This window comes from Bradyrhizobium sp. USDA 4538, from assembly GCF_024171045.1.
GTDB lineage: Bacteria > Pseudomonadota > Alphaproteobacteria > Rhizobiales > Xanthobacteraceae > Bradyrhizobium > Bradyrhizobium australafricanum.
The window spans coordinates 2,365,836-2,385,793 of the sequence record NZ_JALJZE010000001.1 but is presented as its reverse complement, the minus strand read 5'-3'; the positions used below and the strand labels follow the sequence as shown (position 1 = coordinate 2,385,793).

Sequence of the window (19,958 nt, the reverse complement as noted above, 5' to 3'; positions counted from 1 at the left end):
CAAGCGCGACCAGATTGCGCTGCATCGTCATAGCGCCTTAGCCCGTTGTTCAAGCATGATCTTTTCGGATAACTGCCTCACACTTTTCCGCATCATGCCCTAGATGCCCTGTCGCAGGCGACGCCCTGATGACTCGCCTTTGGTTTAACCCGGCTGGGCGTGGAAAAACTCGAAAATCTTGCGGGCACTCTCGGCGCTGACGCCGGGAACCTTGCCGAGGTCGGCGATCGAGGCCCGCTCGATCTCCTTGAGCGTTCCGAAGTGGTGCAGCAAGGCACGCTTGCGGGACGGGCCGATGCCCGGGATCTCCTGCAGGCCGGCTTCGCGGATGTCCTTCTTGCGCAGCTTGCGGTGCGAGCCGATCACGAAGCGGTGGGCCTCGTCGCGCAGCCGCTGGATGAAATAGAGCACCGGGTCCCGCGGCTCCAGCTTGATGGCCTCGCGGTCGGGCATGAACAGGGTTTCGCGCCCGGCATCGCGCTCCGGACCCTTGGCGACCGCCATCAGCGAGACCTCGGTCAGCCCGAGATTCTGGAAGATCTCCCGGACCGCGTTGAGCTGGCCGCGGCCGCCGTCGATGATGACGAGGTCGGGCCATTGCGGGAACGAATCGTCATCCGCTTTCGTCTTGGCTGCGGCCTCGCCCTCCGGCGGCTTCAGCAACCGCTTGAAGCGGCGTTCCAGCACCTCGCGCATCATTCCGTAATCGTCGCCCGGCGTCAGCCCTTCGGACTTGATGTTGAACTTGCGGTACTGGTTCTTCATGAACCCGTCGGGTCCCGCCACGATCATCGCGCCGACCGCGTTGGTGCCCTGGATGTGGCTGTTGTCGTAGACCTCGATCCGCTTGGGTGTGTGCGGCAGGCCGAGCGTCGAGACCATGTCCTCCAGCAGCCGGCTTTGCGTCGCGGTATCGGCGAGCTTGCGGCCGAGCGCCTCGCGCGCGTTGGTGAGGGCGTGGCCGATCAGCTCCTTCTTCTCGCCGCGCTTCGGCACGGTGACCTCGACCTTGGATCCGGCCTTGACCGACAGCGCGTCGGCGAGCAACGCGCTTTCCTCGATCTCGTGCGAGAGCAGGATCAGCTTCGGCGGCGGCTTGTCGTCGTAGAATTGCGCGAGGAACGAGGACAGCACCTCCTCGGGCGTGAAGCTCTTCTCGGCCTTCGGGAAATAGGCGCGGTTGCCCCAGTTCTGGCCGGTGCGGAAGAAGAACACCTCGACGCAGGAGTAGCCGCCCTCCTGGTGGATTGCGAACACATCGGCCTCTTCGACCGTGCGCGGATTGATGCCCTGCTGCGACTGGATCGCCGACAGCGCCGCGAGACGGTCGCGGTACAGCGCCGCGGTTTCGAACTCGAGCTCGCCGGAGGCCTTCTCCATCTCGGCCGCGAGCAGCTCCTTGACGGCGTGGCTGCGGCCGGAGAGGAATTCGGTCGCCTCGCGCACCAGTTCGCTATAGCCGGGGAAGTCGATCTCGCGCGTGCAGGGGCCGGCGCAGCGCTTGATCTGATAGAGCAGGCAGGGCCGGCTGCGGCTTTCGAAGAAGCCGTCGGTGCAGGAGCGGATCAGGAACGCGCGCTGCAGCGCCGTGATGGTGCGGTTGACCGCGCCGGCGTTGGCGAACGGCCCGAAATAGCGCCCGGGCCGCGACTGCGCGCCGCGATGCTTGAGGATCTGCGGCGCCCAGTGGTCGCCGGTGATCAGAATATAGGGAAACGACTTGTCGTCGCGCAGCTGCACATTGAAGCGCGGACGGAGCTGCTTGATCAGATTGGCTTCGAGCAGCAGCGCCTCGGTCTCGGTCATGGTCGAGACGATCTCGACCTGCGTGGTCGCCGCGATCATACGCAGGATGCGCGCCGGCAGCGGCGCGTTGGCCCGCGCATAGGACGACAGCCGCTTTTTGACGTTCTTCGCCTTGCCGACATAGAGCACGTCGTTGGCGGCGTTGAGCATGCGATAGACGCCGGGCGAGGTCGGGGCGAGGCGGACCGCGTTCTCGATCGCGGCATGTCCGACCGAGAGCGTGCCCTCGGCGACCGCCTCGGCGGCGTCCTCCGAAGCCTCGGGCAGGCGTGCCTCGTCGTCCTCCTCGGCGGCGGAGGTTTCGGGATCGACGTCGCTTGTATCGAGCGCCAGATCGTCCTGTGGCAGGTCGGACTTTGAACCGCGCCGTGGCTTGGGGTCAGCCTTGGAGTCAACCTTGGGGGCCGGCGTCGGGCGCTCGGGAGAATCGTGAACCATGGGCGGTAAACTAAGTGCTTGGGCGACCGGTCGCCAGCGCTGACGGCACCAACAAAAAGCACCTCGATTGCAGGAGGTTACCGGGGCCCCGCGCGCATGCGGGAGGGGTGTGTAACACCTTGTTAAGACTGATGAGCGGGCCGGTAACCGGGCTTAACAGCCCTTTAACTTAAAACTCTCGATAAACCTTAGCGAAAAAAGTGGAATTCCGTAACCACGCCGGCCCTGGCCGGCGGGCTGCGGCAGTTGCGTTCTGGAGAGTACCAATGCCCCGGTTTGTTGCGCGTGCGCTGGCACTGATCGTTGCAGGCTGGACGACCTCGGCGGCGTCGGCCGATCTCAACTACGGATCGCCTTATACCGTCTATCAGCCGCTCAATGCCTATAGCTGGGCCGGCCCCTATCTCGGCGGCAATGTCGGCTATGGCTGGGGCTCGGTCGAGAACAACCCGACCAAGCCGTCCGGTTTCGTCGGCGGTGTACAGGCCGGCTACAACTTCCAGAACGGCTCCCCCTGGGTGTTCGGTATCGAGGCCGATATCCAGGGCACCACAGCCGACGACCGGTTCGCGCCGTGGAAGTTCTCCAACCCGTGGTTCGGCACGGTGCGCGGCCGCGCCGGCTATGCGGTCAACAACGTGCTGTTCTACGCGACCGGCGGTCTCGCCTTCGGCGAACTGCGCGGCGAGACGTTCGGCATCACGGAGAGCCACACCAATGCGGGCTTCACCGTCGGTGCCGGCGCCGAAATGGGCTTTGCCCCGCACTGGAGCGCCAAGATCGAGTATCTCTACGTCGACCTTGCCAACAGCAATTTCACGATCACCGGTGGCGTGTCGAACGGCTACAGCTTCAGCCTGGTTCGCGCCGGCATCAACTATCACTTCTGAGAACAAGAAAACGTCGACCATCAACTCCCGGCCGCGCCTTGCGCGGCCGGGTTTTTCTTTGTGTTGATGATCTCAACGTCGTGCACGGCGGCATGCATGCCGCGGCGTCCGCGAATCCAATCGGTGGGCCGCACGTGTGGGATATGCGGCACCGCCAGTCGCGTCCGCATCATGCAGGTGGTCATCCAGCGAGCGCTAGCCGCGCTCGGCAGTCAACTCACACGCAACGCCTCATTCGGTGTTCATCCCGAGCCGCGCATCGCGAGCGCTCGTCATGAGACCACCAGGTTGACCGCCTTCGGGCCCTTGCCCTTCTTGTCGGGCTCAACCTCGAACGTAATGCGTTGTCCTTCAGTCAGGTCCTTCAATCCTGCACGCTCGACGGCTGTGATGTGAACGAACACATCGCGGCCGCCATCATCAGGCTTGATGAAGCCGTAGCCACGCTCTCCGTTGAAGAACTTGACTGTCCCAGTCATGGCCATCGGGAAACTCCTCCCCCGTATTGCTCCACCGCTACGCGCACGCCGCGTAGCGGTTGACCGACATTCGCTTGTCGGAAGCTTGGCCACCTGAACAGGCCGGCGTCACGCCGCCGGTCCGCCTGGATTTTATTTCGGCCTTGTCACTCCGCCGCAACCATTCGCGGAAGCGGAACGTAAAGCCAGTCGTAACAGGATGAGCATAATACGGTTCCGCGCAAATTGCCTATGCTCAAAATTGAACTTTTCAGTAGGAGGTGTCGATCATGGTTTAGGCGTCTCGAGTCTGAAGCGTCCCGCGCCGCCTTGACCGAGCGGCTTCTCGAGTTCGGGCAGGATGATCTTCAACTCATTCGCCAGCGTCCACGGCGGATTCACCAGCAAAAGCCCTGTGGAAACGAGGCCTGCGCCTGCTTCTTGCGGTGCCACACTGAATTCCAATCGCAGGCATTTGCCGGCGGGCCGGCTGCTTGCTGCTGCAGCGGCCACACTGCGCGTTAGCTCGTCGGTGGCTCTCCGGGTTTTTACGGGGTACCACAAAAGATACGAGCCGGTCGGCCACTTCGCGTACGCTTCCGTGAAAGCACTGGCCAGCCGCTCGAACTCGTCCTTCGCTTCGAACGGCGGATCGATCAGCACCAGGCCGCGCCGTTCGTTCGGCGGCACGAATGCGGGCAGCGCCATCCAGCCGTCGAGATCGACGACGCGCGCTTGCGCGTCGCGTCGCAAGGCGTCGATCAGTTGTTTGCGCGCCGTCGGTTCGATCTCGCAGGCGGTGAGGCGATCTTGCGGACGCAGCAGCGCCCGCGCGATCAACGGCGAACCAGGATAGGCTTTCAGCTCGCCTTTCGGATTGAATGCTCTGACGATGTCGAGATAGGGCGCGATCAGCGGCAATGCCTGGTCGGAGAGCCGCGCCTGCATCAGCCGCGCGATGCCGGTGAGCCATTCGCCGCCGCGCTGCGCTTCGCTCGACGTCAAATCATAGAGACCGGCGCCGGCATGGGTGTCGATGACGCGGAACGGCGCCGGCTTGTCCTGCAGATAGGTGAGCATGCGCACCAGCACGATGTGCTTGATGACGTCGGCAAAGCTGCCGGCATGAAAGGCGTGACGGTAGTTCATGTGATGATCGTGCTGCGCTCCCAAAGGGTGCGCATGTTGTACTCGTCATGCCCGGGCTTGTCCCGGCCTTCGCTAAAGCTTCGGCGGGGGTAACGTCCAAGCTCGGCGAAGCCTTGGCGTAGCCGGCTCCCGGGCATCTGCGCCTTATCTTGCTTGTTTCGCGATGGCGCAGGTGGCCGGGACATGCTGCGCGACGACGCGCAGCGCGGGTCTGTCGGCCATGACCCAGAGTTTCAGCCGCCGCGAACCGGCGGCATCAGCACCTGATCGCGGCGGCAGGCGCGGCGGTCGATTTCCTCGCAGGAGCGGAATTGCAGATCCTTGCTGAGGCAGATCCGCACCTCGCTGAGCCGCTTGCTGTCGCAGGTCACCGAGATCGCGGAGTTGCTGAGGCCCGGATTGACCTTGATGAATGCCGTCTCCAGCTCGTCGGGCGCGACCGTCTTCGGCTCCGACAATTGCAGGAATTCCTCGGGGATCTTCACCGTGGCGCGGGCCTTGCGGATGGCTTCGAAATAGGCGCGCTCGCCGAGACCGGAGCAGGTGCCGTGCTTGTCCCACTCGTTGTAGATCAGCCCGGGCGCCGGCATCAGGTCGAGCATCGAGCTCATGATGCTGCGGGCGAGTCGCGGCGAAGGCCGCTGGCAGTATTCCGGAAAGCCCCGCTCATATTGCGGCCACAGGCCGTGCACCACGAAGGAATAGGGCCGTCCGCCGCATTGCGCCTGCGTGCCGCGGCCGTTGTTGCCGCGCTCGCTCGCCGCCTCGCAGAACGAGGGCGACCACGACAGCGACAGCACATAGAAATCGAACTCACCGGGCGCATTCTGGCGGCGATCCTGGGCCGACGCCCCGACCGCACCGCACAGAATAATGGCAACCGAAATCAAAAATCGGGAAATCGTGTCCAACCGAGGCATCAAACGCTCCCTCACTCGACCGCCCAGAGCCTAGCAGGCCGCGAGAACATTTCAAGAACAAAAAGCCGCCGTCCAAATGGCGGCGGCTCCTGCTTTAGCAATCTGGTCGGAGATCAGGGCCGCGCGGCCTTGCAGGACGGGTTATAGGTCCAGTTGCGGTCGAGCCCCGCGACGCACCATTCGACGCCCTGATTGATGCTGGCAAAGCCGCCGTCCTCGATGATCGAATAGTGCACCTTGCGCACTTTGCCGTCGCTCAGCATCGCCTCGCCCGTGCAATAACGGCGCGGGATATTGTCGGACTGCCAGGGGCGGAAGGCGGTTTCGTGAATCCCGTTGAAGCCGGTGATCACGAGCGGCGAATTCCAGAAGGTGGCTTCCTTTTCCTGGAATTGCGTGCTGATGACCGTCAGGGCCTTCTCGCATGGGGCCACATTGCCGTCATAGCGCGGGCCGGACAGCCAGAAGTTCATTTCGAGCGGATTGGCGGCCTGGGCCGTACCCCCGAAAGCCAGCAGGCCGACCACGAGTGCGGCGCCGAGGCCGAGCTTGCGGCCGAGTTTATTGCGGGAGTTGAACAGGTTGCGCATGGGAATCCACCCGATTATCCGATGCCGCGGACGGTGCCGCGAAGCCCCGGCAAGGTCAAGTGCAGGGCGGCAACACCTGCGGAGAAGTCCACTTTGGGGAGCCGGCTCGTTCTTTTCACGGTCGCCGGCGCACTCTATGTTGGCTCGAAGCGAAATGGAGTCTGCGATGCGAAGGAAATTGGCCGCGTGCCTGGTTGCCGTTTGCGGGATGCTGGCCGTTGTGCCGGCGCGGGCGGATTGGATGCAGCCGGTACCGCCGTTCAAGGGCAATGATACCGGCGGTATCATCGCCTATACGCTGGCGACCCAGAGCGACGCCCGGCAACTCGCAGTCGATCACTGCGCCTCCTACGGCAAGGTGGTCAAGTTCCTTGCGATGCAGAACTATCCGGGCGGCTACATCTCGTTCGCCTGTCGCTGGGTGCCCTATGGCGCAGCCCAGAGGCCGCTGCGCACGCTCTACTGAGCGCGCACCGGATCTTTCGATCGTTCAGCCGGGAGCCGACCGCATGACCCGACAGCTTGCCTTGCTTGGTTCGGCTGTGTGCCTTGTCCTGTCCGCTGGCGCCGCAAGTGCCGTCGACCTGCCGATCCGCAAGGCCGGTCTGTGGGAGATGAAGATGGTGCGCACCGGCGGGCCGATGCCCGAAATCACCATGCAGCACTGCACCGACGAGACCACCGACAAGGAGATGAGCGCGGCGGCCTCGCCGATGGCCAAGGAAGTCTGCTCGAAGCAGGATATCCAGAAGACCGCGACCGGCTATGTCAGCGACAGCGTCTGCAGCGTCGCCGGCATGACGATGCAGAGCCATGCCGAGATCGTCGGCGATTTCAATTCCGCCTACACGGTGAAGAGCACCTCCCATGCCGAGGGCGGCGCGGCCGGCTCGCGCGACACCACGATGACCGTCGAGGCGAAATGGCTCGGCGCCTGCAAGAGCGACCAGAAGGCCGGCGACATCATCATGCCCGGCGGCATGAAGATGAACGTCAAGGACATGGAAAAGCTGAAGGGCCTCCTGCCCAAGCAGAAGTAGCGCGCAGCGCATCCGGCTGTTGCCGCGCGCCTGAATGCATCGCCTCGCACGCTGAGAGGCTGCGCCGCTTGCCGTACCATCATTTCGAGTAGCTCGCGACGAAAATGCGGAGCAACCTTGCGCTGACGCGATGCGCAATCCATCCGATCCTTCCCTTCACCCCCAGGGCTATCGCATATGCCCCTTGGCGACCGCGCAAGTGCTTGGCCTCGTGGTTCGAGACGCGCCGCAAGCGGCGCTCCTCACCATGAGGGTCTACTATTGTGCCGCAGAACAAGACCTCATCCTGAGGAGCCCGCCGAAGGCGGGCGTCTCGAAGGATGGCCACGAGCACGCCGCCACGAAATGCGATGGCCTTTGCGCGGAGATGACGGTTCACCGCGTTCGTGCGCTCCTTGGCGCGCGATGACGTCGACGGGATGCAACATCATTGAATGATCGCCGCGTGCTCCCGCGTTCGAGACTCTCTGCGAGAGACGACGCGCATCGCATTCGTCGTGTCGAAAGCCTGACGCGCCAACATGTCGTTTTGAATCGTTCCAGTGATGCGCATCTTGAACCACTCCAGTGTTGCGCTTCGTTGCTGCTTCCATCGATTCTATTTTGCGCGTGTGGAATTTCGATCATCCCGCCGATAGAAGTCCGCCCCAATCGATGCCGGCCTTGTCGCAAACGCGACTCGATCGATGTCGGCGTAAGGCAATGTGGGGATTTGTTCGGTGGGAATGGCTTCGTTGCGGAGCAAGCGCGGCTTGCTCGCATCAACGGCTGCGATCAATGCGGCGCTACTCGGTTCGGTCATACTTGTGCCAATGGGTGCAGACGTCGCCAGCGCTCAGGCGCAGACAAGTCCTCCGCAGAGCAATGTCAGCGAACTTCCCGCAGTGACGGTGGATGAACCTGGCGCCGCAAGGAAGCGCGGTGCCGTCGTTTCAAGCCAGAACACCAGGACTTCGCGCGCGGTCGCGGCGAACCGGCGCCGCAGTGCCGCGGCGCCCGCCCGGAGCCAGGCTCCGCGGTCGCAAGGCACAGGAGGCGCGATCGGTACGACCACGGGGTACGTCGCAACCGCGAGCACGGCCGGCACCAAGACCAGCACAGCGCTGATCGAAACGCCGCAGTCGCTTTCGGTCGTGACGCAAAAGGAGCTAAGGGATCGCAACGTTCAGACGCTCAAGGACGCCGTCAGCTACACGCCCGGCGTGACGACCACGGCGTTCGGCTATGATCCAAGGTTCGATAGTTTCTACATCCGTGGCTTCGACGCGACCTATACAGGGATCTATCGCGACGGCCTGCGCCAGGGCGGCGGCAACTTCGCAATTCCCAAGATCGAACCTTACGGTCTCGACAGCGTGTCGATCCTCCGCGGACCAGCCTCGGGCCTCTATGGCCTCGGCTCTCCGGGAGGCATCGTGGATGTCACGACCAAGCGGCCGCCGTTGACGGCATTCGGTGAGGTGCAGCTGCAGGGCGGCACCTACGACCGTTACCAGGGCAGTTTCGATGTCGGTGGTCCGGTGCCCGGCAGCGATCAGCTGTACTACCGGCTGACGGGCCTGCTTCGCGACGCAAAGACCTGGTACCCCGGCAACGACGACGATCGCGCCTATATCGCGCCGGCGCTGACCTGGCGGCCGGACGCCGACACGTCCTTCACCATCCTCAGCGAATATCAAAAGAGCCGAACCGCCGCCAGCATCGGCAATTTCCGCACGCCTGACGGACAGTTGACCAACATCTATTCGAATGATCCGGCGTTCAGCGCGATGGATCAGAAGCAATATCGCATCGGCTACGCGTTCGAGCATAATGTCGACGACGTGTGGACGGTGCGGCAGAACTTCCGCTTCTACCAGGTCGACGTCGACGCGAAATACACCCAGATCGATTCAATCGACAGCAGCACCAATCTGGCGTCGCGGTCCGCGTGGCGGATCCTGGACAGCTTCAACACGGTGACGCTCGACAATCAGGCCGAGGCCAAGTTCATGCTCGGCGCGATCAAGAATACCGTGCTGTTCGGCGTCGACTACGGTCACTCCTACTACAACGACAAGATCGGTTACGGCCCGGCGCCCGATCTCAATCTCCTGACCATGAACTACGGCGCCCAGGCCATCGCGACGCCGGCATTCTCGATCTTCAACAAGCAGTCGACCGACGAGGTCGGTGTCTATGCGCAGGAGCAGGCCAAGCTCGGAGGCTTTATTCTGACGCTCAACGGCCGCCAGAGCTGGGTGTCGCAGACCACGACCGCGGGTCTGGACGGCGTGCCGTCGACGCAAAGGGCCACCGCCTTCACGGGCCGTGCGGGCCTGAGTTATGTCTTCGACAATGGCATTGCGCCCTATGTCAGCTACGCGACGGCATTCGCCCCGCAGGTCGGCGTCGACGCATCCGGACTGCCGTTCAAGCCGACCACCGGCGAGCAGAAGGAAGTGGGCATCAAGTACCAGATGCCGAACATTCCGGTGCTGTTGACCGCCGCGGTGTTCGACATCACGCAGGACAATGTGCTGCGCACCGATCCGAACAACATGGCGTTCCAGGCAGCGACCGGGCAGGTCGAATCCAAGGGCGTGGAGCTCGAGGCGAAGCTGGCGCTCAAGCAGGGATTTGATCTCACTGCCGCCTACACGCATCTCAACGTCGTGATCACGCAGGGCAATCCCGATACGACCGGCAATGAGCTCTCCGGCATTCCGAGGAATTCCTTCGCCGCCTTCGGCAAATATACGTTCCAGTCCGGCGTGCCCGTCGAAGGCCTCGGGCTTGGTCTCGGCGTGCGCTATATCGGGACGAACTTCGGCAACGACCAGAACACGTTCCAGAACGCAGCGACGACGCTGTTCGATGCGGTGATCGATTACGATCTGGGCAAGCTGGACCGGCGCTTCCTCGGCGCCACGATGCGCGTCAACGCGACCAATCTGTTCGACACGCACTACCAGACCTGCCAGTCCGGTTACTGTTATGCCGGCGAACGGCGGCAGGTCATCGGCACCTTGTCCTACCGCTGGTAGGTTACACCGGCACCCGCACGACGGCGCGCAGGCCGCCCATCGGACTTTCGCTGAGCATGATGTCGCCGCCATGCGAGCGGGCGATGTCGCGGGCGATCGCAAGCCCGAGCCCGGTGCCGCCTTCGTCCTGGTTGCGGGCATCGTCGAGCCGCAGGAACGGCTTGAACACTTCCTCGCGCATGTCGGCGGGGATGCCCGGCCCGTCGTCGTCGACCGTGACGTTGAGATAGCGATGGTCGCGATGGCCGGTGATCGAGATGGTGTTGGCGTGGCGCGCCGCGTTGGAGACGAGGTTGGCGAGACAGCGCTTGAACGAGGCCGGCTTCACCGTGACGACGGGCAGGCCGTGGAATGCAACGGTTGCGGTGTGGCCGTGGCGTTCGGCGTCGCTGCGCAATTCCTCCAGCGCCAACGCCATGTCGGTCGGCTGCGCGACCTCGCCGGAATCGCCGCGCGCGAAGGCGAGATAATCCTCCAGCATCATCGACATTTCGTCGACGTCCTTGCGCATCGCGTCGATCTCGGGGCCTTCGCCGATCAGGGCAAGCTCGAGCTTGAAGCGGGTCAGGATGGTGCGCAGATCGTGCGACACGCCGGCGAGCATCGCGGTGCGCTGCTCGATCGAACGTTCGACGCGCGCCTTCATCTCGATGAAGGCCTGCGCCGCGCGCCGCACCTCGCGCGCGCCGCGCGGCCGGAAGTTCGGCGCCTCGCGGCCCTTGCCGAAACTTTCGGCGGCGTCGGCGAGCCGTAGGATCGGCTTGATCTGGTTGCGCAGGAATAGCACGGCGACGATCAGGAGGATCGTCGAGGTGCCGAGCATCCAGAAGATGAAGATCTCCGAATTGGAGGCGTAGGCCGCGCTGCGCTGGGCGAAGATCCGCATCACCGAATCGTCGAGCTGCACGCGGATCTCGACCAAATTGGATTTGCCGACGGTGTCGATCCAGAACGGGCGGCTGATCTGGCGGCCGAGCTGCACCGAAAGCGTCTGGTCGAGCAGCGAGAAGAACGGCTTCGGCCCCGGCGGCGGCATGTCGCCGGCGGGAAGGAAGTCGACCACCAGCTGCAGTTTCTGGGCGATGCGGCGAAGCTGCGCGCGGTCCTTGTCCTGCGGGTAGCTCTTGTAGACGTCGATCAGCGCGGCAATATCGGACACCACCGCGGCCGACAGGCGCCGCGTCACCGTGTTCCAGTGCCGCTCCATGAACACGAACGCCACCACGGTCTGCAGGATCACCATCGGCACGATCATGATCAGCAGCGCGCGCGCATAGAGGCCGGTCGGCATCCAGCTCTTGAACGCGTTGCCCATCCAGCCGTTCGCCTTCGAGACGCGCTGCGAGGCGTTGCGGATCAGGGTCAGGCCGGAGTCGAGCGTGCTCATGTTCGATACTTATAGAGCGATGGGATTTCGTAGCCCGGATGAGCGAAGCGATATCCGGGGCTTGCCAACCCCGCATATCGCTTCGCTCATGCGGGCTACTTTCTGGGTCATGCTCAGGGCGAAGCCACTAGGCGATAGCCGATGCCGCGCACCGCCTGCAGAAACAGCGGATTGGCGGGATCGTGCTCGATCTTGCGGCGCAGGCGGTTGATCTGCACGTCGACCGCGCGTTCGTTGACGGTGCCGCCGGAGGTCAGCTCGGCACGCGGCACGGTCTCGCCGGGCGCGCTGGCGAGGATGCGCAGCATCTCGCGCTCGCGATCGGTCAGATGGATGATCTCCTCGCCCTGACGCAGTTCGCTGCGCTCGATGTGGAAAATATAGGGGCCGAACGCGATCTGCTCGACGACTGCGACCTGCGGCGGCGCGCTGCGCTTGAGGATATTGCCGATCCTGAGCACGAGCTCGCGCGGCTCGAACGGCTTGGCGACATAATCGTCGGCGCCGATCTGCAAGCCCTCGATGCGGGCTTCCGCCTCGTGGCGGGCGGTCAGCATGATGATCGGCACCGTCGAGGAGCTGCGGATGAAGCGGGCGAGGTCGAAGCCGTTCTCGCCGGGCATCATCACGTCGAGGATCAGCAGGTCGAAATGCAGCCCGAGCAGCTTGGCGCGCGCATCGGTGGCGCTCATTGCCGTCGTGACCCGGTAGCCTTCGCCGGAAAGAAAGCGCGACAGCAGGTCGCGAATGCGGCGGTCGTCGTCGACCAGCAGAAGATGCGGCGCGTCGTCGGCCGGCTCGACCGGCGCGCGCATCATGGTTGCAGCCTGCACCAGCTCACTCCCTCGTTTTTCTGCCGCCGCCGAAGATCGCTTCGAGCACCTTGTCGGGATCGTCGCGGTCGATCATCGCGCGGAGGAATTGGCGAACCGTCTCGACGCCGGCCGGATCGATGCCGGCGACCGCCCGGTTGATGCGGTCGGTCTGCAGCCCCGCGAGCTTGGCGACCAGCGCCTCGCCCTTCGGGGTGGCGTAGAGCAGGCGCTGCCGGCGGTCGTTGTTGCCGGTCTTCTGCACGATGTAGCCCTCGTCGAGCAGCTGCTTGAGCACGCGCCCGAGCGACTGCTTGGTGATGCGCAGGACGTCGAGCAGGTCGGCGACCTTCAGGCCGGGATAGCGGGTGACGAAGTGGATGACGCGGTGGTGGGCGCGGCCGAAGCCGAACGCCTCCAGTTCCTGGTCGGCATCGCCGACAAAGTCGCGGTAGGCGAAGAACAACAGCTCGATGATGTCCCAGCGCAGGTCGCGCGCCCCCGCCCCAGGAGCGTTGTCGTCTCCCTGCGAATCGGGCTTGGCAGCCATGCCTGAGAAATTTATGTCAGTCATATTGACGTATCTTGGGTTCAATGTTACAAAACTGTCCGTCACGACGAAACATTAGGTCGTTTTGTCCTCGACAGCGTTTAAGGCGGCCTGAACGAGCCTGTGAGGCGGTTTGGGCCGCAAATTGGACTACCGTGCGATTGTCGAGCGGCATTTCGGCAAACATACTGGACTTCAGCATTCCGCAAAAGCATGTCTAAACGGCATGTTGGCGATGGAAGCCGGCGGCGCGGCCGGCGGTGGTGAAGTTCGGGCCAGCCGAGCCTGATGGCTCCGGGGGAAACAGGCCGGCGCCGGGTATCGCGCCGGTTCCGACAGCGGAAAGCAAGAAAAATGACTTTGAAATTTGACATCCAGCCTTCGCCGAATGCGACATCCGACAAGGATCGCGCCGCGAAGCTCGTGGACCCCGGCTTCGGCCGGGTCTTTACCGATCACATGGCGATCGTCCGCTACAGCCAGGGCAAGGGCTGGCACAGCGCCCGCGTCGAGGCCCGCGCCAATTTTCCGCTCGATCCGGCCGGCGCCGTGCTGCACTACGCCCAGGAAATTTTCGAAGGTCTCAAGGCCTACAAGCGCGACGACGGCGGCGTGAACCTGTTTCGGCCGGACGCCAATGCCCGCCGCTTCCATGATTCGGCCGAGCGCATGGCGATGGCGCCGTTGCCCGAGGATTTGTTCATCGATGCAGTCGAGCAGCTGGTGCGGATCGATCGCGCCTGGATCCCGGGTGGCGAGGGCAGTCTCTATCTGCGGCCTTTCATGATCGCGAGCGAGGTCTTCCTCGGCGTGAAGCCGTCGGCCGAATACATCTTCTCGGTCATCGCCTCCCCGGTCGGCTCCTATTTCAAGGGCGGCCCTGCGCCGGTGTCGATCTGGGTGTCGGAGAATTACACCCGCGCCGCGATCGGCGGCACCGGCGCCGTCAAGTGCGGCGGCAACTACGCCGCCAGCCTGCGCGCGCAGGCCGAGGCGATCGAACGGGGCTGCGACCAGGTCGTGTTCCTCGATGCGGTCGAGCGCCGCTACATCGAGGAGCTCGGCGGCATGAACGTGTTCTTCGCGTTCGACGACGGCTCGCTGCTGACGCCGCCGCTCGGCACCATCCTGCCCGGCATCACCCGCGACTCGATCATCGCGCTTGCCAAGGATGCCGGCACGCGCGTGCGCGAGGAGCCCTATACGATCCAGCAATGGCGCGCTGACGCCGCCAGCGGCAAGCTGAAGGAGGCGTTCGCCTGCGGCACCGCGGCCGTCATCTCGCCGATCGGCAAGGTGTGCTCGGCGAGCGGCGACTTCCAGATCAGCGGCGGCGTGGCCGGCCCGGTCGCCATGGGCCTGCGCAAGAAGCTGGTCGACATCCAGTACGGTCGCACCAACGACCCGCATAACTGGATCAGGAACGTCCAGTGACGGACGCAACGTCATTCCGGGGCGAGGCGCAGCATCGAACCCGGAATCTCGAGATTCCGGGTTCGCGTCGTTCGACGCGCCCCGGAACGACAGCGTAGCGGCACCGGTTGCCGCCTTGCGCGCCGGCTGGTAAACGGCCGCTCATGGCCGAGAAACCCAAGAAACCCCAGAAACTGAAGGCGCGCCTGCCGCGCGGGCTGGAAGATCGCGGCCCGGCCGCGATCAATGCCACGCGGGCGATGGTGGAGAAGATCCGCGCCGTCTACGAGCTCTACGGCTTCGAGCCGGTGGAGACGCCGGCGATGGAATACACCGACGCGCTCGGCAAGTTCCTGCCCGACCAGGACCGGCCCAATGAGGGCGTGTTCTCGTTCCAGGACGATGACGAGCAGTGGATCTCGCTGCGCTACGACCTGACCGCGCCGCTGGCGCGCTATGTCGCGGAAAACTTCGACGCACTGCCGAAGCCTTATCGGTCGTATCGGTTCGGCTATGTCTTCCGCAACGAGAAGCCCGGTCCCGGCCGCTTCCGCCAGTTCATGCAGTTCGACGCCGACACCGTCGGCTCGGCGACGCCGGCGGCCGACGCCGAGATCTGCATGATGGCGGCCGACACGATGGAAGCGCTCGGCATTCCGCGCGGCTCCTATGTCGTGAAGGTGAACAACCGCAAGGTGCTCGACGGCGTGCTCGAGGCGATCGGCCTCGGCGGTGAGGAGAATGCGGGCCGCCGTCTCACGGTGCTGCGTGCGATCGACAAGCTCGACAAATTTCACGCCGAGGAGGTTCGCAAGCTGCTTGGTGCCGGACGATGGGATGGCGGCGAAGAGGGCAAGGGCGACTTTACCAAGGGCGCCGACCTGAGCCCCGCGGATGCCGATATCGTCCTGGCCGTCACGCAGCAGCGCGACGATTGGCGAGAGGCGATTGCTGCGGCGGAGACCTATCTGGCGAAGAGCGAAGTTGGTCAGGCCGGCGTGAGCGAGCTCGAGGAGATCGCCAAGCTGGTCGCGGCGTCCGGCTATGGCGCGGATCGCATCCGCATCGATCCGACCGTTGTTCGCGGCCTCGAATACTACACCGGCCCGGTCTACGAGGTTGAGCTGCTGCTCGACACCAAGGACGAGAAGGGCCGCCCGGTGCGGTTCGGCTCGGTCGGTGGCGGCGGCCGCTATGATGGTCTGGTCTCGCGCTTCCGCGGCGAGCCGGTGCCGGCAACCGGCTTCTCGATCGGCGTGTCGCGCCTGCAGGCGGCGCTGACGATGCTCGGCCAGCTCGACACGCAGGCCGAGTTCGGTCCTGTCGTCGTCACCGTGTTCGACCGCGATCGCGTCGCCGACTACCAGGAGATGGTCGCGCAGTTGCGCCAGGCCGGCATCCGCGCCGAGCTCTATCTCGGCAATCCGAAGAACATGGGCAACCAGCTCAAATATGCCGATCGCCGCAACTCGCCCTGCGTGATCATCCAGGGCTCGGACGAGAAGGCGCGCGGCGAGGTGCAGATCAAGGATCTGATCGAGGGCGCCAAGGCCGCCGCTGCGATCGCCTCCAACCAGGAATGGCGTGAGACGCGTCCGGCGCAGTTCTCCTGCGCGGAGGCCGATCTGGTCGCCAGGGTCCGCGAGGTCCTGGCGCGGCATGACGTGGCGTGGGGATAGCCATTCGCTTGTGACGTCATGCCCGGCCTTGTGCCGGGCATCCACCTCTTGTTTGATGCGCGGCGACGTGAATGGCCGGGAGGAGCCCGGCCATGGCGACAACAAGAGGGAGACAACAATGCCTGAGATCACCGTGAGCATGGCCGCCGGCCGCACCGACGAGCAGAAGCTCGGCATGATGCGCGACATCACCCAGGCGTTGGTGAAGAATCTCGGCGTCGATGCCGACGCGGTCGTGATCCAGATCAACGAAGCGCCGCTGCATCACAAGATGAAGGGCGGCAAGTCGTTCGTCGAGCGCGCGGCTGCGGCGAAGAAGTGACGCGCGAAAGCGCGTCATCCCGGGGCGCGCATTAGCGCGAGCCGGGGATCTCGATCAAAATCTCCAGATTCCCCGATGCGCGATTGCGCACCTGAGGTTCACGCTTCGCGTGCCCCGGAATGACGAGCAAGGCATCCATGGACGCACGCGATTTCATCAGGATCGGCATGAGCGCCGAGCGCATGCTCGTGGTGCCGCCGGAGCGCACCGTCGGTCACTTCGTGCCGGGCATGCCGATGGTCTATGCGACGCCGATGATGATCCTCGAAATGGAGATGGCGTCGGGCGATGCCATCCGCGCCGCGCTGCAGCCCGGCTGGGTCACGGTCGGGACCGAGGTCGATATCCGCCATCTCGCCGCCGCGCTGGTCGGCGCCACCGTGCGGACGACCTCAAAAGTGATCGCGGTCGAACGCCGCGTGATCCGCTTCGAGGTCGAGGCCTTTGAGGGCTCGCGCAAGCTCGGCGAAGGCCGCCATGCCCGCGGTCTGATCAATGTCGAAAGCTTCAACAAGCGGCTGGCCGGGACGTCGGGTTCGGCGCAGTAGGCGGCCTGTGTCGTTGGTCCGGCGAACTCGTCATGCGCGGGCCTGACCCGCGCATCCATCAAGGAAGAAAGCGTCCTTGTTCGATGGATTGCCGGGGCAAGCCCGGCAATGACGGTGCATGCGCTACTTCGCCAACTCCCTTGAGCGCCTTGTCGCGGCGGCAATCGCGCGGGTCATCAGCGGCTGCATGCCGTCACTGGCCATCAGCACCTCGAGCGCCGCAGCCGTGGTGCCGCCGGGCGAAGTGACGTTCTGCCGCAGGGTCGCCGACGGCAGATCCGAGCGATGCAGCAACTCGCCGGAGCCGGCGACGGTCGCCCGCGCCAGCGTGGTCGCGAGCTGCTCGGGCAGGCCGGCCGCAACGCCGGCGCGCGCCAGCTCCTCGGCGAGCAGGAAGACATAGGCAGGGCCCGAGCCGGAGACCGCGGTCACCGCGTCCATCAGGCTCTCATCGTCGACCCATTCGACGAGCCCGGTCGCTTTCAGCAGCGCATCGGTCATCGCGCGCTGCGCGGCGGTGACGCGCTTCGACGGTACAGCGACGGTGATGCCGCGGCTGATCGCTGCCGGCGTGTTCGGCATCGCGCGCACCACCGCGCCGCCGACAACCTCTTCCAGCGCTGACATGGTCGTGCCGGCCATGATCGAGACGACGAGCGTCGAGGGGCCGACGAAGGATTTCAGCGCGGCGCCGGCGTCGCGGAACGATTGCGGCTTCACCGCGACGACAAGCGTGTCGACCGTGCCGAGATCCTTCGCTTGCGGATTGAGCCGCACGCCCTTTGCGGCAAGCGCGGAGATTTCCGGCGAGAGATGCGGGTCGATCACCGCGACACGTTCAGGCGCAAGGCCCTGCGCGAGCCAGCCGGTCAGCATGGCGCCGCCCATCTTGCCCGCGCCCGCGAGCGCGATGGTGCCGGTCGAGTTTTTCAGTGCGCTGCTCGTGCTCACAGGCGTCTCCACAAACCCGGTGTCGTCCCGGCGAAAGCCGGGACCCATAACCACAGGCGGTTCTAGTGAAGTGAAGCGCGAGCCACAAGCTGCCAAATGTCATTGCCGGGCTTGACCCGGCAATCCATCGGAATGAAAGCAGCTTTGTCGGATGGATGCGCGGGTCAAGCCCGCGCATGACGATTGAGTCCGTGGAGCTTACGCCTCGCCCTCGGTGTCGAACATCGCCGCGGCCATTGCTTCGGCGGTCGACTTGCCGGCCCACACCACGAACTGGAACGCCGGGTAGTAGCGCTCGCAGGCGTGGATCGCGTTGACCACCATGGCCTCGCACTGCGCGGTGGAGGCGGTGAGGCCGCCGGGCAGCACCAGCGCCTGACGATGCATCACCATGCCGGTGTGGGTCCACAGATCGAAATGGCCGACCCACAATTGTTCGTTGATCGCAGCGACCAGCCGCTGCACCTCGGCGCGGCGCGCCTGCGGCATCTTCATGTCGAAGGCGCAGGCGAGATGCAGCGCCTCGATCTCGCCCATCCAGGTGAACGAGAGCTGATAATCGATCCAGTCTCCCTTGGAGACGATCGTCACCTCGTCTTCGCCGGAACGCTCGAACGCCCAGTTGTTGTCGGTGGCGATATCTTCGACCACCGCAAGCGGGTTATTCCGGGAATCGATAATGCTTTCGAGGAGGGACATGCCGTCTCGGACCTTGTTCTTATGATCGCTTGATACGCACACGGAAGCCGGCACTTGCGACATACTGCGTCGTGGCCGAGTGCAGTTCCTTGACCGGGCTTCCGGATGCCCCTGGACCTGACGCCGATGAAGTGATGTGATTTGCGGAATCCGCGCAACCGCACGCCGAGTCCGTCCACAGCCAAAGCGCGCATCGTCCACAGCTGATCTCCGCCACATCTGTGATTTTGAGAACAAATCGGAATCTAAGCGTTCGCGTAACGCTTTGTTAACCATTTGCCGGCGCTTCGCCGCGCCTGTGAATCAGCCGTCGGGCCCTCACATCAACCTCGCAGAGCCGCAACGCGCTCATGGGGACATGCCGTTTCCCCATGCCAAAGGCCTTGCCCGGCTGTCGCGCTTTGGTCATATTTCTCTCAGGCACGTCCATCCCGGGCGTGCCGAGTTCTCAGGGCGGGGTGAAAATCCCCACCGGCGGTAAGGGTGATGAGCCCAAGCCCGCGAGCGCCTTCCTCCGCGAAGCCGGCGGAAGGGTCAGCAGATTCGGTGCAATTCCGAAGCCGACGGTTACAGTCCGGATGAAAGAGAACGGTTGCGGCAGCCAACGCGATTTTCGCGTGGGCTCGTGTCGTTGTCCGTGTGCCCTGATTCTGGTCCTGAAAGAGGAAAGCCATGAATCAGATGTTGCAAGATCAAGACGTTCAAGCTTCTCAAGTCCAAACCCCCCGGGCAGAAATCGCTCCCGATACGCCGGCCAATCCGCCGACGCCGGAGCATCCGCACTTCGCAAAGCCGCAGCGCGTTGCCTTCGTGCAGTCGTCCTGGCATCGCGACGTGGTGGAAGAGTGCCGCATCTCCTTCCTGAAGGAGATCGAGGCGCGCCATATCACCAATGTCGACGTGTTCGAGGTGCCGGGCTCGTTCGAGATCCCGCTGCATGCCCAGCTGCTGGCGAAGACGCGCCGCTACACCGCGATCGTCGCGGCCGGGCTCGTCGTCGATGGCGGCATCTACCGCCACGAATTCGTCGCCGACACCGTGATCAAGGCGCTGATGGATGTGCAATTGCGCACCGAGGTGCCGGTGTTCTCGGCGGTGCTGACGCCGCAGCAATTCCACGAGACCGAGGTGCATTACGAGTTCTTCCGCAAGCACTTCGTCATCAAGGGGATCGAGGTCGCGGAAGCCTGCGCCAACACGCTGCTCAGCCTCGAGCGTCTGCGCGGCCAGGTCGCGGCGGGGATTCCCGGCTAGCATCGGCGGAAAAGCGATTCCGGCAT

General features: G+C 64.3%; 19 protein-coding genes and 1 riboswitch. Of the genes, 9 read left to right on the top strand and 10 right to left on the bottom strand.

All coding sequences use genetic code 11. The features are described from left to right. Positions 1 to 144: 144 nt before the first annotated feature. A complete protein-coding gene (gene uvrC / locus J2R78_RS10445; RefSeq protein WP_253604220.1) occupies positions 145 to 2,244 on the bottom strand; it encodes an excinuclease ABC subunit UvrC in 2,100 nt (699 codons plus the stop codon). Between the two features lie 266 nt (positions 2,245 to 2,510). Between uvrC and J2R78_RS10440 the strand changes: the two genes are divergently transcribed. Further along, positions 2,511 to 3,134 carry an outer membrane protein gene (locus J2R78_RS10440; RefSeq protein WP_253604218.1) on the top strand — a complete coding sequence of 208 codons (624 nt, stop codon included), beginning with the start codon at positions 2,511 to 2,513 and terminating at the stop codon, positions 3,132 to 3,134. 272 nt (positions 3,135 to 3,406) lie between these two features. On the opposite strand, the gene J2R78_RS10435 is transcribed toward J2R78_RS10440, so the two are convergent. The 4 genes from J2R78_RS10435 to J2R78_RS10420 all read right to left on the bottom strand — a co-directional run bounded on the left by J2R78_RS10435 (position 3,407) and on the right by J2R78_RS10420 (position 6,251). Next, positions 3,407 to 3,619, bottom strand: a complete 213-nt coding sequence (locus J2R78_RS10435; RefSeq protein ID WP_016844477.1) for a cold-shock protein — start codon at positions 3,617 to 3,619, stop codon at positions 3,407 to 3,409. Between the two features lie 261 nt (positions 3,620 to 3,880). Next, positions 3,881 to 4,741 carry a 23S rRNA (adenine(2030)-N(6))-methyltransferase RlmJ gene (locus J2R78_RS10430; protein ID WP_057016622.1) on the bottom strand — a complete coding sequence of 287 codons (861 nt, stop codon included), beginning with the start codon at positions 4,739 to 4,741 and terminating at the stop codon, positions 3,881 to 3,883. A 233-nt stretch (positions 4,742 to 4,974) separates the two neighbouring features. Then, positions 4,975 to 5,661, bottom strand: coding sequence for a ribonuclease T2 (locus J2R78_RS10425; RefSeq protein ID WP_057016621.1), 687 nt, complete (start codon positions 5,659 to 5,661; stop codon positions 4,975 to 4,977). Between the two features lie 113 nt (positions 5,662 to 5,774). After that, positions 5,775 to 6,251: a hypothetical protein gene (locus J2R78_RS10420; protein WP_057016620.1), complete on the bottom strand. Its 477-nt coding sequence runs from the start codon at positions 6,249 to 6,251 to the stop codon at positions 5,775 to 5,777. A 166-nt stretch (positions 6,252 to 6,417) separates the two neighbouring features. Between J2R78_RS10420 and J2R78_RS10415 the strand changes: the two genes are divergently transcribed. From J2R78_RS10415 to J2R78_RS10405, 3 genes are all read left to right on the top strand, one after another. Beyond that, positions 6,418 to 6,717 carry a hypothetical protein gene (locus J2R78_RS10415; protein WP_028341043.1) on the top strand — a complete coding sequence of 100 codons (300 nt, stop codon included), beginning with the start codon at positions 6,418 to 6,420 and terminating at the stop codon, positions 6,715 to 6,717. 43 nt (positions 6,718 to 6,760) lie between these two features. Continuing rightward, positions 6,761 to 7,291, top strand: a complete 531-nt coding sequence (locus J2R78_RS10410) for a DUF3617 domain-containing protein (protein ID WP_253604216.1) — start codon at positions 6,761 to 6,763, stop codon at positions 7,289 to 7,291. A gap of 890 nt (positions 7,292 to 8,181) precedes the next feature. Next, complete coding sequence (locus J2R78_RS10405) at positions 8,182 to 10,317, top strand: TonB-dependent siderophore receptor (RefSeq protein WP_253604214.1); 2,136 nt, start codon at positions 8,182 to 8,184, stop codon at positions 10,315 to 10,317. A 1-nt stretch (position 10,318) separates the two neighbouring features. Here the strand turns inward: J2R78_RS10405 and J2R78_RS10400 are convergent, their stop codons facing one another. The 3 genes from J2R78_RS10400 to J2R78_RS10390 form a co-directional block, all read right to left on the bottom strand. Beyond that, complete coding sequence (locus J2R78_RS10400; protein ID WP_028333083.1) at positions 10,319 to 11,704, bottom strand: ATP-binding protein; 1,386 nt, start codon at positions 11,702 to 11,704, stop codon at positions 10,319 to 10,321. Positions 11,705 to 11,817: 113 nt separating this feature from the next. Further along, positions 11,818 to 12,522, bottom strand: coding sequence for a response regulator (locus J2R78_RS10395; RefSeq protein WP_375166656.1), 705 nt, complete (start codon positions 12,520 to 12,522; stop codon positions 11,818 to 11,820). A gap of 19 nt (positions 12,523 to 12,541) precedes the next feature. Further along, a complete protein-coding gene (locus tag J2R78_RS10390; protein WP_375166630.1) occupies positions 12,542 to 13,090 on the bottom strand; it encodes a MarR family winged helix-turn-helix transcriptional regulator in 549 nt (182 codons plus the stop codon). A 330-nt stretch (positions 13,091 to 13,420) separates the two neighbouring features. Here J2R78_RS10390 and J2R78_RS10385 point away from each other — a divergent pair, with 330 nt between their 5' ends. The 4 genes from J2R78_RS10385 (at position 13,421) to J2R78_RS10370 (ending at position 17,028) form a co-directional block, all read left to right on the top strand. Beyond that, positions 13,421 to 14,500, top strand: a complete 1,080-nt coding sequence (locus J2R78_RS10385; RefSeq protein WP_253604212.1) for a branched-chain amino acid aminotransferase — start codon at positions 13,421 to 13,423, stop codon at positions 14,498 to 14,500. Between the two features lie 143 nt (positions 14,501 to 14,643). Beyond that, positions 14,644 to 16,158, top strand: coding sequence for a histidine--tRNA ligase (gene hisS / locus J2R78_RS10380; RefSeq protein WP_253604209.1), 1,515 nt, complete (start codon positions 14,644 to 14,646; stop codon positions 16,156 to 16,158). Continuing rightward, positions 16,139 to 16,480, top strand: coding sequence for a tautomerase family protein (locus J2R78_RS10375; protein WP_309144996.1), 342 nt, complete (start codon positions 16,139 to 16,141; stop codon positions 16,478 to 16,480). Before hisS ends, J2R78_RS10375 begins: the two co-directional genes overlap by 20 nt. A gap of 137 nt (positions 16,481 to 16,617) precedes the next feature. After that, the gene (locus J2R78_RS10370; RefSeq protein WP_253604206.1) at positions 16,618 to 17,028 is read left to right on the top strand and encodes a thioesterase family protein; all 411 of its coding nucleotides are present in this window, start codon (positions 16,618 to 16,620) and stop codon (positions 17,026 to 17,028) included. Between the two features lie 123 nt (positions 17,029 to 17,151). Here J2R78_RS10370 and proC read toward each other — a convergent pair whose 3' ends face one another. After that, complete coding sequence (gene proC / locus J2R78_RS10365) at positions 17,152 to 18,027, bottom strand: pyrroline-5-carboxylate reductase (protein WP_253609796.1); 876 nt, start codon at positions 18,025 to 18,027, stop codon at positions 17,152 to 17,154. Positions 18,028 to 18,177: 150 nt separating this feature from the next. After that, the gene (locus tag J2R78_RS10360) at positions 18,178 to 18,678 is read right to left on the bottom strand and encodes a YbjN domain-containing protein (RefSeq protein ID WP_016844492.1); all 501 of its coding nucleotides are present in this window, start codon (positions 18,676 to 18,678) and stop codon (positions 18,178 to 18,180) included. 440 nt (positions 18,679 to 19,118) lie between these two features. Continuing rightward, positions 19,119 to 19,272, top strand: a riboswitch (FMN riboswitch). 78 nt (positions 19,273 to 19,350) lie between these two features. Between J2R78_RS10360 and J2R78_RS10355 the strand changes: the two genes are divergently transcribed. Next, the gene (locus J2R78_RS10355) at positions 19,351 to 19,932 is read left to right on the top strand and encodes a 6,7-dimethyl-8-ribityllumazine synthase (protein WP_253604203.1); all 582 of its coding nucleotides are present in this window, start codon (positions 19,351 to 19,353) and stop codon (positions 19,930 to 19,932) included. Positions 19,933 to 19,958: the final 26 nt, after the last annotated feature.